Origin of the sequence: Cupriavidus basilensis (assembly GCF_008801925.2) — a bacterium.
GTDB lineage: Bacteria > Pseudomonadota > Gammaproteobacteria > Burkholderiales > Burkholderiaceae > Cupriavidus > Cupriavidus basilensis.
Map to the genome: position 1 here is coordinate 2,093,332 of NZ_CP062803.1, position 13,761 is coordinate 2,107,092.

General features: G+C 66.2%; 12 protein-coding genes. 9 read left to right on the plus strand and 3 right to left on the minus strand.

Features of this window, described 5'->3' with window-relative positions:
- Window positions 1–110 precede the first annotated feature (110 nt).
- A complete protein-coding gene (locus F7R26_RS09480; RefSeq protein WP_150990291.1) occupies window positions 111–1,736 on the minus strand; it encodes a 3-(methylthio)propionyl-CoA ligase in 1,626 nt (541 codons plus the stop codon).
- 316 nt (window positions 1,737–2,052) lie between these two features.
- On the opposite strand from F7R26_RS09480, the gene F7R26_RS09485 reads away from it, so the two are divergent.
- The 5 genes from F7R26_RS09485 to F7R26_RS09505 all read left to right on the plus strand — a co-directional run bounded on the left by F7R26_RS09485 (window position 2,053) and on the right by F7R26_RS09505 (window position 6,085).
- Window positions 2,053–3,693, plus strand: a complete 1,641-nt coding sequence (locus F7R26_RS09485) for a protein adenylyltransferase SelO (RefSeq protein ID WP_150990392.1) — start codon at window positions 2,053–2,055, stop codon at window positions 3,691–3,693.
- A 137-nt stretch (window positions 3,694–3,830) separates the two neighbouring features.
- Complete coding sequence (gene msrB / locus F7R26_RS09490) at window positions 3,831–4,277, plus strand: peptide-methionine (R)-S-oxide reductase MsrB (RefSeq protein WP_006160696.1); 447 nt, start codon at window positions 3,831–3,833, stop codon at window positions 4,275–4,277.
- 70 nt (window positions 4,278–4,347) lie between these two features.
- Window positions 4,348–4,887 (plus strand): septation protein A, encoded by a 540-nt coding sequence (locus F7R26_RS09495; RefSeq protein WP_150990289.1) that lies wholly within the window; start codon window positions 4,348–4,350, stop codon window positions 4,885–4,887.
- A gap of 84 nt (window positions 4,888–4,971) precedes the next feature.
- Window positions 4,972–5,286, plus strand: coding sequence for a BolA family protein (locus F7R26_RS09500; RefSeq protein ID WP_150990287.1), 315 nt, complete (start codon window positions 4,972–4,974; stop codon window positions 5,284–5,286).
- 4 nt (window positions 5,287–5,290) lie between these two features.
- Window positions 5,291–6,085, plus strand: a complete 795-nt coding sequence (locus F7R26_RS09505) for a peptidylprolyl isomerase (protein ID WP_150990285.1) — start codon at window positions 5,291–5,293, stop codon at window positions 6,083–6,085.
- A gap of 117 nt (window positions 6,086–6,202) precedes the next feature.
- Here F7R26_RS09505 and F7R26_RS09510 read toward each other — a convergent pair whose 3' ends face one another.
- Window positions 6,203–7,414: an HD-GYP domain-containing protein gene (locus F7R26_RS09510; RefSeq protein ID WP_150990283.1), complete on the minus strand. Its 1,212-nt coding sequence runs from the start codon at window positions 7,412–7,414 to the stop codon at window positions 6,203–6,205.
- 95 nt (window positions 7,415–7,509) lie between these two features.
- The gene (locus tag F7R26_RS09515) at window positions 7,510–8,211 is read right to left on the minus strand and encodes a helix-turn-helix domain-containing protein (protein WP_150990281.1); all 702 of its coding nucleotides are present in this window, start codon (window positions 8,209–8,211) and stop codon (window positions 7,510–7,512) included.
- Window positions 8,212–8,394: 183 nt separating this feature from the next.
- Between F7R26_RS09515 and F7R26_RS09520 the strand changes: the two genes are divergently transcribed.
- The 4 genes from F7R26_RS09520 (at window position 8,395) to F7R26_RS09535 (ending at window position 13,754) form a co-directional block, all read left to right on the plus strand.
- Window positions 8,395–9,561, plus strand: coding sequence for an NAD(P)/FAD-dependent oxidoreductase (locus tag F7R26_RS09520; RefSeq protein ID WP_150990389.1), 1,167 nt, complete (start codon window positions 8,395–8,397; stop codon window positions 9,559–9,561).
- A gap of 99 nt (window positions 9,562–9,660) precedes the next feature.
- Complete coding sequence (locus F7R26_RS09525) at window positions 9,661–11,115, plus strand: M81 family metallopeptidase (protein WP_150990279.1); 1,455 nt, start codon at window positions 9,661–9,663, stop codon at window positions 11,113–11,115.
- A 64-nt stretch (window positions 11,116–11,179) separates the two neighbouring features.
- The gene (locus tag F7R26_RS09530) at window positions 11,180–12,763 is read left to right on the plus strand and encodes an ABC transporter substrate-binding protein (RefSeq protein WP_150990277.1); all 1,584 of its coding nucleotides are present in this window, start codon (window positions 11,180–11,182) and stop codon (window positions 12,761–12,763) included.
- A gap of 55 nt (window positions 12,764–12,818) precedes the next feature.
- Window positions 12,819–13,754, plus strand: coding sequence for an ABC transporter permease (locus F7R26_RS09535; RefSeq protein ID WP_150990275.1), 936 nt, complete (start codon window positions 12,819–12,821; stop codon window positions 13,752–13,754).
- The last annotated feature ends 7 nt before the right edge of the window (window positions 13,755–13,761 follow it).

The window sequence follows — 13,761 nt, forward strand, 5'->3', positions numbered from 1 at the left end:
CCCGATTCGCGGCGGCGCTCTCTCCCAAGACCGCGCGCGCCGCAAACCTGTCCTGCAGTCGCCGGCATCAACGGCCGGCAAGCATTGGCGGCTCTATGGCCGCCTTGGGGTCAGGCTGCCGGCAGGCGGTAGTCCTTGAACTGCTCGCGCAGCTTGAGTTTCTGCATCTTGCCGGTAGCGGTGAGCGGAATCTCGGTGACAAAGGCAACGTCGTCGGGAATCCACCATTTGGCGACCTTGCCCTCGAAGTACGTCAGCAATTCCTCGCGCGTCACCTCGGCGCCGGGCTTTTTCATCACCACCAGCAGCGGGCGCTCGTCCCACTTGGGGTGATAGCAGGAAATGCAGGCCGCCATATGCACCGCCGGGTGGGCGGCCGCCACGTTCTCGATATCAATCGAGGAGATCCACTCGCCGCCGGACTTGATCACGTCCTTGCTGCGGTCGGTGATCTGCATGTAGCCGTCGGGGTCGATGGTGGCCACGTCGCCCGTGGGGAACCAGCCATCCACCAGTGGCGACGCGTCGTTGCGGTAGTAGTGCTCGATCACCCAGGGGCCGCGCACGTGCAGGTCGCCGAACGCCTTGCCATCCCAGGGCAGCTCGTTGCCGTCGCCGTCGACGATCTTCATGTCCACGCCGTAGATCACGCGGCCCTGCTTTTCCTGGATCTTCTGCTGTTCGTCTTCCGGCAGGTCGTTGTGGCGCGCCAGCAGCTTGCAGGAAGTCCCCAGCGGGGACATCTCCGTCATGCCCCAGGCATGAATGGTCTCCACGCCGAGCGCCTTGAGCGCCCGGATCATGGCCGGCGGCGCCGCCGAGCCGCCGATCACGGTGCGATGGAAGGTGGAGAACTTGAGATTGTTGGCCTGCACATACTGCAGCAGGCCCAGCCATACCGTGGGCACGCCGGCCGAGAAGGTCACCTTCTCCTGCTCGAACAACTCGTAAAGCGAGGCGCCGTCGAGCTTGGCGCCCGGCAGCACCAGCTTGGCGCCCACCAGCGGCACCGAATACGGCAGGCCCCAGGCGTTGACGTGGAACATCGGCACCACGGGCAGGATCACGTCACGCGCCGAACAGCCCAGCGCGTCCGGCAGCGCCGATGCGTAGGAGTGCAGCACGGTGGAGCGATGCGAATACAGCGCGCCCTTGGGGTTGCCGGTGGTGCCGGAGGTGTAGCAAAGGCTGGAGGCCGTGTTCTCATCGAACTGCGGCCACGTGTAGTTGCCGTCCTGCGCGTCGATCAGGTCCTCGTAGCACAGCAGCGGCACCTTGGCCTGTGCCGGCATGTGCGAGCGGTCGCTCATCATCACCCAGCCCTTCACGCCCGGGCAGTGCGCCGCGACGCCTTCGACCAGCGGCAGGAAGGTGGCGTCGAAGAACACGTACTGGTCTTCGGCATGGTTGATGATGTAGGCGACCTGCTCTGGGAACAGGCGCGGGTTGACGGTATGGCATACCGCTCCCGAGCCCGATACGCCGTAGTAGATCTCCAGGTGACGATAGCCATTCCAGGCCAGCGTGCCGACACGGTCGCCCGACTGCACGCCCAGCGCGGCGATGGCCTGGGCCAGCTTGCGCGCGCGCAGCTCGCAATCGCGGTAGGTATAACGGTGCAGATCGCCTTCGGTCCGTCGCGAGACGATTTCCGTGCCGCCATAGTGGCGTGCGGCGTGCTTGATGATGGAGGAAATGAGCAGGGGCTCGCTCATCATTTGACCCATCAATGCCATGGAATAGTCTCCTGTAATTTTCGAAATCCGTCAAAAAAACGAACAACCGTTCTATTTTTGGGCCGATTGTTGCCATCCATTGATGAAACGTCAACGGGAATCCGTTGTGCAGCGCCATATCCGGGAGGCCGGCGGGCTGCACCCCTGCCCCATGGCGGTGCACCAGGGGCAGGATTCAAGGGATATCCGGAAACATCGTGGCGACAACGGCGGTCAGAGATGCGAATGACGGCGTGGAAGTACAATAACGCCAGCCATGTTGCACCTCAACATGTCGTTTTCCCTAGCCTGCAAGCGCACTTGCGCGAAATCCGACATGCCGGCGCTGCACCGCCCAGCCACCCATAGTGATGCCCCAGTGAACTCTTCCGAGCCAACCGACGCCCCCCAAGCCTTGCCAGACGCCGCCGGCCCCGCCCCATTGAATGCTGCCGAGCCGCGGGCGCCGTTCACTGCCGTGCCTGGCTTTGCCGAGCTCGGCCCGCGCTTCTTTACACGGCTCGCGCCGACGCCGCTACCCTCCCCCAGGCTGGTCAGCGTATCAGCCTCCGCAGCCGGGTTGCTGGGCTGGGATGCGGATGCCGCAACGCAGCGTAGCTTCATCGAAACTTTTGCAGGAAATCACGTGCCCGAGTGGGCCGACCCCCTCGCCAGCGTGTACTCCGGCCATCAGTTCGGGGTCTGGGCGGGCCAGTTGGGCGACGGCCGGGCGATACGCCTGGCCGAGGCGCGCACCGCCTCCGGCCCCTGGGAAATCCAGCTCAAGGGCGCCGGCATGACGCCCTACTCGCGCATGGCCGATGGCCGCGCCGTGCTGCGCTCCTCGATCCGGGAATACCTGTGCTCCGAGGCGATGCAGGCGCTGGGCGTGCCCACCACGCGCGCCATGTGCATCATCGGATCGGATGCCCCGGTGCGCCGCGAGACGATCGAGACCGCCTCCGTGGTGACGCGCCTGGCGCCGTCCTTTATCCGCTTTGGCCATTTCGAGCATTTCGCGGCCCGCGAGGACCTCGGTTCGCTGCGCCAGCTGGCGGATTTCGTGATCGACCGCTTCATGCCCGAGTGCCGCGACGACAAGCAGCCCTACCAGGCCCTGCTGCGTGAAGTCTCCCTGCGCACCGCCGACCTGATGGCCAGGTGGCAGGCCGTGGGCTTCTGCCATGGCGTGATGAACACCGACAATATGTCGATCCTCGGGCTGACCATCGACTACGGCCCGTTTGGCTTCCTCGATGCGTTCGACGCCAACCACATCTGCAACCATTCCGATTCGCAAGGCCGCTATGCCTACAGCCAGCAGCCGCAGGTTGCGTTCTGGAACCTGCACTGCCTGGCCCAGGCCCTGATGCCGCTGTGGCGAGAGGGCGATGGCAAGGCCGACGCCGAAATCAGCAAAGCGGCCACCGACGCCGCAGTGGAAGCCGCGCGCGCGGCGCTGGATCCGTTCCGCGAACGCTATGCCGCAGCCTTCTTCCTGCAATACCGCGACAAGCTTGGCCTGCGCCCGACGGGCGGCCCCGATGCCGACGACGAGCCGCTGCTGACCGACCTGTTCCAGCTGCTGCATGCCCAGCGTGTGGACTACACCTTGTTTTGGCGCAACCTCGCCCGCATCTCCTGCGCCGATGGCAGCCAGGATGCCCCGGTGCGTGACCTGTTCCTGGACCGCGCGGCGTGGGATGCCTGGGCCGAGGCTTACCGCGCCCGCCTGCGTGCCGAGAACTCCGTTGACGCCGTGCGCGCCGTGGCCATGCTGGCGGTCAACCCGAAGTACGTGCTGCGCAACCACCTGGCCGAAACCGCCATCCAGCGCGCGCGCGAGAACGACTTCAGCGAGGTGGACCGCTTGCTGGCCGTGTTGTCGCGCCCGTTCGACGAGCAGCCGGAGGCAGAGGGCTATGCCGCGCTGCCGCCAGACTGGGCGGCCGGGCTGGAAGTGAGCTGCTCGTCGTGAAGGCGCGGCGCCACTGCAAGCACTGTAAGGTTTGACAGGCAAGAAACGACCAACCGGCCTTGGGTGACGAAGCGCGGGCTGCGCAACAAGTTGTGCGCCGGCCAAGTCTCCCGGCCAACGAAAAAGGAAAGCCGATTATGACCACGCACAAGACCGAAGCCGAGTGGCGCGAGCAACTCTCCGACATCGAGTACCGTGTTGCCCGCGAAGCCGCCACCGAGCGGCCCTTCACCGGCCGCTACTGGGATCACTGGGAGCGCGGCACCTATCGTTGTGTCGGCTGCGGCACGCCGCTGTTCGAAGCCAGCACCAAGTTCGACGCCGGTTGCGGCTGGCCGAGCTACTTCCGCCCGATCAACGGCGAGGTGATCGACGAGCACACCGACCACACGCACGGCATGGTCCGGGTGGAGGTTCGCTGCAAGGAATGCGGCAGCCACCTTGGCCACGTTTTCGAAGATGGCCCCGCGCCCACCGGTTTGCGCTACTGCATCAACTCGGCTGCGCTAAAATTCGACCAGCGCGACCCCGCCGAGCTCAACGCGGGTGACGCCGCGCCGACATCGCCCGACACGCCGCGCTAAGCCCGAACCGCCCGCGCGGCGGTTCGCCGCCAACCAAGCCTTCGACCTTGCGTCGCTCAATCCTGTTCGCATGAAATTCCTGTTCGACCTGTTTCCGGTCATCCTGTTCTTCGTCGCCTTCAAGTTCGCTGGCATCTATGCCGCCACCGGCGTGGCTATTGCCGCCACCGTGGTGCAGATCGGCTGGGTCTGGCTGCGCCACCGCAAGGTCGAGCCGATGCAGTGGGTCAGCCTGGCGATCATCTCGGTGTTCGGCGGCGCCACGCTGCTGCTGCACAACGAGACCTTCATCAAGTGGAAGCCCACCGTGCTGTACTGGCTGTTTGCCGCCACGCTGACCCTCTCGGCGCTGATCTGGCGCAAGAACCTGATCCGCGCCATGCTGGGCAAGCAGGTCACCATGCCGGAAGCCGCCTGGAGCAAGCTCAACGCCGCCTGGGCCGCTTTCTTCGCCGTGATGGGCGTGGTCAACCTCTATGTGGCCTACCAGTTCTCCACCGACGCCTGGGTCAACTTCAAGCTGTTCGGCAGCATGGGCCTGATGCTGGTGTTCATCCTGGCACAAAGCGTCTGGCTGTCCCGCCACATGCAGGAAAACACCCCCGAGTAAGCGCCCCGGCGGGCCCTGCCCGCCGCGCCTGCCTCGATTGATCTCCCGGCTCCGGCCGGGCCCCACCAGGATACGCATTCACCGATGGCCGCAGAACCCGCACAAATCGAAGCCCTGCTGCGCGCAGCCCTTTCGCCCTCCAGCATCGAAGTACGCGACGACAGCGCGCTGCACGCCGGCCACGCCGGCGCCGCCTCCGGTGGCGGGCATTACCACGTCACCATCGTCAGCGCGCAATTTGCCGGCAGCACCCGGGTGGCGCGCCATCGCATGGTGTATGATGCGCTGCGCGATCTATTCCCCGCGCAAATCCACGCGCTGGCGGTGACCGCGCTGACTGACCAAGAACTTGAATCCCGCGAAACCTCCCGCGATTCCTCGAGCAACTCTCAGATCTGATTCCATGAAGACCACAGTCCTCTCGTTCAGCCTGGCGGCTGTGCTTGCCGCTGGCAGCTTGCCCGCCCTCGCCCAGAACGCCGCCGTCGTGAATGGCAAGGCGATCCCCTCGGCCAAGCTGGACAAGCTCGTAGCCGGCACCGGACAGCCTCCCAGCGCAGAACTGCGCGACCGTGCCCGCACCATGCTGATCGACCGTGAGCTGCTGCTGCAGGAAGCCAACAAGCGCGGCCTGACCCAGCGCGACGACCTGCAGGAACAACTGGAACAAGCCAAGCTGAACGTGCTGGCCGGTGCCGTGTTCGAGGACTACGTCAAGACCCACGGCGCCAGCGACGACGAACTGCGCAAGCAGTACGACAAGATCAAGTCCCAGTTCGGCAGCGGCAAGGAATACCACGCCCGCCACATCCTGGTCGAGAAGGAGGCCGACGCGCGCGCCATCATCGCCAAGATCAAGGCCGGCGCCAAGTTCGAAGACATGGCCAAGGCCTCGTCCAAGGACCCGGGCTCCGCAGCCAACGGCGGCGACCTCGACTGGGCCAACAGCAGCAGCTACGTGCCGGAATTCTCGGCCGCCATGACCGCGCTGAAGAAGGGCCAGATGACTGAAACCCCGGTCAAGACCCAGTTCGGCTGGCACATCATCCAGCTCGACGACACCCGCGACGCCAAGATCCCGACGTTCGAGGAAGTCAAGCCGCAGCTGGTGCAGATGCTGATGGGCGACCAGAACTGGCAGCGCGAGCAGTTCCAGGCCATGATGAAGTCGCTCAAGGACAAGGCCAAGATCCAGTAAGTGGACTTGGGCTTGCCGTGACGGGAAAACCGGCGCCGATGGCGCCGGTTTTCATTTGCGCGAGCGGCATACCGCTGTAACAAACGCCAGCATGGCATTGCCGCACCGAGGCCGGGATCAAGCCGCGCAGAGCTCCAGCAACTGCTCGTCGCGAAAGCCCCATTGCGCCGGATCCTCGAACCCGACCACGGTGTCCTCCGTCTCGCGCAGATCGAGCGTCTGCGGGCCGAGGTGGGCGGCCTCGCTCACCGAGTAGAACACCTTGACCTGCGGGCGCAGCGGCTCGTTGTCGTTCTGCGCGAAGACCACCGCCAGCCGTCCGGAACGCAAGCGCAGCACCGTGCCCAGCGGATAGATGCCAATGGACCGGGTGAAGGCCTGGAACACGGTACGATCGAACAGCGTATCCACACGCACCGCCATATACTCCAGCGCCCGCGCTGGCGTCCACGCCTGGTGCCCGGGCCGGTTGGAGGTCAGGGAGTCATAGGCGTTGCACACCGCGGCGATCTTGGCGTGCACGCTGATCTCGTTGCCATGCAGGCCAAACGGGTAGCCGCGCCCGTCAATGCGCTCGTGGTGGTGCATGCAGACATCGAGGGGAATATTGCTGTAGAGCTTGGCCTCGTTGAGGACGCGGTAGCCCACCGAAGGATGGCGCTGCACCATCGCGACTTCGGCGGCGGTCATCTCGCCCTGCTTGTGCAGCACGTGCGTGGGCACGGAAATCTTGCCGATATCGTGCACCAGGCCCGCCAGCCCGAGCTGCTGCACTGCGGCACTGTCCAGGCCAAGGGTGCGGCCGAGCGCGATCATCAGCGCGCAGACCGCGAAAGAATGCAGATAGGTGTAATCGTCGCGCACCTTGAGCCGCGCCAGCGCGATCAGGGCCTGCGAATGGCGGGTCAGCGAATTCGATACGGAATCGACCAGCATCAGGGCACCCTCCACCTCCAGCGCCCGGCCCATGCGGGCATTCGTGAACATCGACCCTACCACCGCCTTGCCGTTTTTCATCACCTCCCGGGCCAGGCCGAACTCCACCTCCAGCGGCACTCCCGACTGCGGCACGGCGCCGGCCGGCTCGTCGGCCACGGGCTTCACGCTCAAGGACCCCGACGCCGCCAGTTGCACGGGCGGCGGTACCCCCTTGCCTTTGAGCAGATCGATCCAGACCTCCTCGACCTTGGAGGCGATCATCTGGTCGATCTGTTCCCGGCTGCTCACCAGGAACCGGGAGCGCCAGAAGGGATGCTCCAGCCATGGCCCCCCCACCCTGGCCACGAACATTCCGACTTGAAGCTGTTGGGTCTTGATCCGTTTCAGCATGCCAGCTCCTCGCGTACAGATTGAATAAGGCGTGGCCGCTTAACGGCAAGGAGACGAAATACTTTAGGGCTTCAACCCTTCAATCCTTCAACCCTTCAGCCCTTACCCCGCGGCCGCTTGGCGGCAGGTTTCGGCGCGGCGTCCGTCTCCCCGGCCTGGGCGGACTTCATGAAGCGGCTTTCGCTGGTCATCACGCCGACGATCCGCGCGAGCTGGCGGCTGAGGCTGATGTAGGCGTGGCCCATGCGGGCATCGAAGTAGAGCGAATCGCCGCGCGCCAGACGCACCCGTTCGCCGCTGTCGAAATGCACCTCGATCTCGCCGGAGAGTACGTACACGAACTCCTCCCCGGGATGGCGCGCGAAATCCTCGGGCCCCGCGATACGGCGCGCGTGCACGGTGCTGACCACCGGAATCATCTGCTTTCCCACCGCCTCGGTGCCGAGGAATTCATAGGAAAACGACACACCCCGATAGGTCACGCCCTCTCCGGCCCGCGTCACGACGGGCCCCTGGAATGGCGCAGTCTTCGCGCCGGCGCCCGCGAACATCGAGCCCATGTCCATCTGCAGCGCCTTGCCCAGCGCGGCAAAATTCTCATAGCCCAATGCCAGCTGCCCGCGCTCGGCGCGCGAGATGGTGGTGATCGACACGCCTGACAGCTCGGCCAGATGTGCCAGCGTCCAGCCAAAAGCCTTGCGCGCACTGCGCAGACGCTTGCCAAAGGTCTCGCGGTCGAGCGTGCGCGACTCGTCGCTATCGTCGCTGCCGCGCCCCGGGGCGATGTGTGTTTTCAAGCCTGCGTCCTTTTTTCCGTTGGAGCGGATGCTATCAGACGGCGCAGCCGGGTACATCCCATGCCGCTCACTTTAGTGCGAAATTTGCGTATCCGCAATTTGCATATTCGCAAATTCTTGAATACACTCACTCGCATTCCAAAGCACCAGCGCCCCTCGCGCGCGCTCAGTCCCACCACCATCATGCGCACAACTCACGCTGCTTCGACGATCTCAGCCGACTACCTTGTCATCGGGGGTGGCATTGCCGGCGCGTCCGTCGCGCACTGGCTCGCGCCGCATGGCCGCGTCATCGTGCTCGAGCGCGAGGCCCAGCCTGGCTATCACTCGACCGGCCGCTCGGCGGCACTCTTCATGGAGAGCTATGGCACCCAGCAGGTACGCGCGCTGACCATGGCAAGCCGCGCTTTCCTGCAGGACCCGCCGCCGGGCTTTGCCGCGCATCCGCTGCTCACCCCGCGCGGCGCGCTCATGATCGCCGGCCCCGGACAACTGCCGCTGCTCGACGCGCACTGGGAAATGCTGCGCGCCATGGACCCCGATGCGCGCCGCCTGAGCGCCGAGCAAGCACGCGAGCGCGTGCCGGCGCTGCGGCCTGAACAGGTGCTGGGCGCCGTGTACGAGCCCAACGCCGCGGACATGGATGTGCATGCCATCCACCAAGGCTATCTGCGCGGCATGCGCCAGGCCGGCGGCAAGCTGGTGTGCGATGCCGAAGCCAGCGCCATTGCGCGCGTGCAGGGCCACTGGCGCGTGGAGGCGGGCGGGGCGGTATATGAAGCGCCCGTGCTGCTCAACGCCGCCGGCGCCTGGGTCGACGCCATTGCGCGGCTGGCCGGCGTGCAGCCGCTGGGAATCGAGCCCCGCCGCCGTTCCGCGTTCATCTTCGCGCCGCCCGCGGACATGGACACGGACCACTGGCCCATGGTCTTCGGCGCCGACGAGGACTGGTACTTCAAGCCCGATGCCGGCATGTTGCTGGGCTCGCCGGCCAATGCCGATCCGGTCGAGCCGCAGGACATCCAGCCCGAGGAAATGGATATCGCGCTCGCCATCCACCGGATCGAGGAAGCCACCTCGCTGTCGATCCGCCGCCCCACCCGCACCTGGGCCGGGCTGCGCTCCTTCGTCGCCGACGGCGACCTGGTCGGCGGCTTTGACGACGCGGCACCCGGCTTCTTCTGGGTCGCCGGCCAGGGCGGCTATGGCATCCAGACTTCGGCCGCCATGGGCGAAACCTGCGCCGCGCTTGCGCGCGGCTTGCCCGTGCCCGCGCATCCCGCATCGTTCGGCCTGACGGCCGAGATGCTGGGGCCCGCGCGGCTGCGCCGCCTGGCTGGCCCGACCTGAATCGCGTTTACCCCTCCCCAGATCGCCAATCGCCAATCGCCAATCGCCAATCGCCAATCGCCAATCGCCAATCGCCAAATTGACCAGGAGTTGATCATCGTGCGTGTCTTCAGTGCCTCCCTCGCCACCGAAACCAACACCTTCGGGCCGATGCCGACTGGCCTCGCGTCCTTCAGGGACCGCGGCTACTTCCCGGCCGGCCAGCACCCAGAGCAGATGACGTTCTTCTCCGGCCCGCTGTGGGCCGCCCGCCTACGCGGCAAGGAGCGCGGCTGGCAGTTGTCCGAAGGCATGGTGGCCGGCGCGCAGCCCAGCGGCACCACCACGCGCCATGCCTACGAAACCTTGCGCGAGGAGCTGCTGGCCGACCTGCGCGCGGCGCTGCCCGTTGACATGGTGCTGCTAGGCCTGCACGGCGCGATGGTGGCCGATGGCTACGACGACTGCGAAGGCGACTTGCTGCAGCGCGTGCGCGCCATCGTCGGGCCGGAGGTGGTGATCGGCGCGGAACTCGATCCGCACAGCCACCTGACGCCGGAGATGGTGGCGCACGCCGACGTGCTGATCGCCTTCAAGGAATACCCGCACACCGACGTGCTGGAGCGCGCCCTGGAACTGGTCGACCTGTGTGCAGCCAAGGTGCAAGGCAAGGTCCGCCCCGTGGCTGCCGTGGTCGACTGCGAGATGATCGTGACCATTCATACCTCGCGCGAGCCGGCGCGCGGATTCGTGGACCGCATCCAGTCACTGGAAGGCCGCGACGGCGTACTGTCGATCTCCATCGCGCACGGCTTCTCGTGGGGAGACGTGCCCGGCATGGGCACCAAGGTGCTGGTCTACACCGATGGCAACCAGGCCCAGGCCGATGCGCTGGCCCGCCATCTGGCCGACGAGCTGATCGGCATGCGCGAGGCGCTCACGGTGCGCTATCCGGACATCGACACCTCGCTCGACGAGGCCCTGGCCTTCGACGGCGGCCCGGTGGTGCTGGCAGACGGCGCCGACAATCCCGGGGGCGGCGCGGCGAGCGACTCCACCTTTATCCTGCGCCGCATGATCGAGCGCGGCATCGCCAACGCCGCCGTCGGCCCGTTGTGGGACCCGATCGCGGTGCGCATCGCCTTTGACGCCGGTGTGGGCGCGCGCCTGGCGATGCGCATCGGCGGCAAGATCAGCCCGCTCTCGGGTGATCCGCTGGACCTGGACTGCACAATCAAGGCCTTGCTGCCCGATATGGTGATGACCGGCCTGTCGGACACGCCGATGCAGATGGGCGATTGCGCGCTGGTGGAAGCCAACGGCATCGACATCGTGCTGATTACCTTGCGCAACCAGGCGATGGGCACGGATCTGTTCACGCAACTGGGCTGCGACCTCGCGCGCAAGAAGATCATCGTGGTGAAGTCCTCGCAGCATTTCTACGCCTCGTTCTCGAAGGTGGCCAGCCACGTGATCTACGCGGGCGCCCCCGGCGCAGTGACGCTCGACCTCACGACCCTGCCCTACCGCAAGGTGCGGCGGCCCAAGTGGCCGCTCGACGCAGCGGCGGCCTGAGCGCCGCGCGCCGGTTCGCAACGGCCACAACCAAAACAACGACAACAAGAAAGGAGACCCGCCCATGAAACTGAATCCCGCCCTGCGCGCCGCCCTCGCGGCGAGCGCCCTTGCCCTGGCCAGCGCCAGCCTTCCCGCGCTGGCGCAGACCAAGACGCTCAAGGTCGTGGCCCATGCCGACCTGAAGATCCTCGACCCGACCTTCACCACCGCCTACATCACGCGCAACTTCGGCTACATGGTCTACGACACGCTGTTCGCGCAGGACGCGAGCGGCAAGCCGCAACCGCAGATGGTGGAAAAGTACAGCAGTGCCAAGGACGGCAAGCAGTGGAGCTTCACCCTGCGCCCCGGCCTCAAGTTCTCGGATGGCAGCGCGGTCACCGCGGCCGACGCCGTCGCATCGCTGCAGCGCTGGGGCGCGCGCGACAGCCTGGGCCGCGCCATGGGCGACGCTGGCGCCGAATGGAAGGCGCTCGACGCCCGCAGTTTCACGCTCACACTCAAGGAGCCCTTTGGCATGGTGCTCGATGCACTGGCCAAGCCATCGGGCTTTCCGCCGGTGATCCTGCCCGAGCGCCTGGCCAGGATGCCCGCCACCATGCCGCTGCCCGAGGTGATGGGCTCCGGCCCCTTCATCTTCAAGCGCGACGAATGGGTACCCGGCAACAAGGCGGTCTTCGTGCGCAACCCGAACTACGTGGCGCGCAGCGAACCGGCGAGCGGTCTCGCCGGCAGCAAGAAGAGCCAGTTCGACCGCGTGGAATGGCTCTACCTGCCGGACGCCAACAGCGCCATCGCGGCGCTCAAGCGCGGCGAGGTCGACCTGGTCGAGCAGGTGCCGCCGGACTACATCGCCCCGCTGCGCGCCGACGCCAGCATCAAGATCGGCTCGGGCGGCGCTTACCAGGGCGTGCTGGTGATGAACCAGCTCCATCCGCCCTTCAATAACCCGAAGGTCCGCCAGGCTTTCTTGCAGGCGGTAAGCCAGGAACGCTTCACCGCGGCCATGGGCTATCCACTGGATATGCGCATGAACTACTGCGCCACCTATTTCATCTGCGGCGGCCCCAACGATACGACGGCCGGCGCCGAGCCATACCGCAAGGCCGACCTGGCGCGCGCCAAGCAGTTGCTCGGCGCGGCCGGCTACAAGGGCGAGAAGGTGGTGCTGCTGGTGCCGACCGACGTGCCCCAGCTCAACGCCGAGGCCTTGATGGCAGCGCAGACCATGCGCAGCATGGGCATGAACGTGGACATGCAGAACATGGACTGGGCATCCATTGGCGCGCGCCGCGCCAAGCGCGATGCGCCCGAGGCCGGCGGCTGGAGCATGTACGTGACGGTGGCGGGCGAGTTCGATTCGAATTCGCCGATCACCAACGCCTACCTCAGCGCCGCCTGCGGCAACAGCCTGCCGGGCTGGCCCTGCGACAAGCCGCTCGATGCGCTACGCACCGCCTGGATCCGCGAGACCGTACCGGCCAAGCGCAAGGAATTGCTCGATGCCTTCCAGAAGCGCGCCTATGAGGCAGTGCCCTATGTGAATGCCGGCCAGTACTCCGCGGCCTTCGCGGCGCGCGCCAGCCTCAAGGGCGTCGACAAGCTGTGGGCTGGCATGCCCACGGTCTGGATGCTCGACAAGTAAAAAGCAACGAACGACGAACGAAAAACGAAGAACGACCCACCGAGGAGACACGACGATGGGCTACCTGCTCCGACGCCTGGCCGCGACGCTACCCGTGATGGCGGTGGTCGCCATCGTGGTGTTCCTGCTGATCCACTTGTCGCCGGGCGACCCGGCTGCACTGATCGCGGGCGACCTTGCCACGGTCGACGACATCGCCAGACTGCGTGGCGCGCTGGGCCTGGACCTGCCGCTGTGGCGGCAGTTCGTGCTGTGGCTCGGGCGGCTCGCCACCGGCGACCTCGGCACCTCCATCTTCACCCAGGTGCCGGTGGCCCGGTTGCTGGCGCAGCGGCTGGAACCCACGGCCTCCATTGCCGCGCTGACCATGTTGCTGACCTTGCTGGTCGCGGTGCCGCTGGGCACGCTTGCGGCCTACCGCGCCGGCAGCTGGATCGACCGGCTGGTGATGCTGTTCGCGGTGCTGGCGTTTTCGCTGCCGGTGTTCCTGGTGGGCTACCTGCTGGTCTATGCCTTCGCCATCCAGCTGCCATGGTTTCCGGTGCAGGGTTATGCGCGCCTGGCCGACGGCATGGGCGAATGGCTGCGCAGCCTGGTCCTGCCCTGCGTCAACCTGGCGCTGGTCTATATCGCGCTGGTGACGCGCATGACGCGCGCCACCGTGCTTGAGGTGCTGCACGAGGACTACATCCGCACTGCGCGCGCCAAAGGCCTGGGCGTGCTGCCGGTGCTGGGCCATGCGCTGCGCAACGCGGCAATCCCGATCGCCACCACCATCGGCATGGGCATCGCGCTGCTGATCGGCGGCGTGGTCGTCACCGAGACCGTGTTCGCGATTCCCGGCGTCGGCCGCCTGGTGGTCGACTCGGTGCAGCGCCACGATTACCCGGTGATCCAGAGCGTGCTGTTGATCTCGGCCGGCGTCTACGTGCTGATCAACCTGATGATCGACCTGAGCTACCGGCTGTTCGATCCGCGCATCAAGTACTGACATCCGG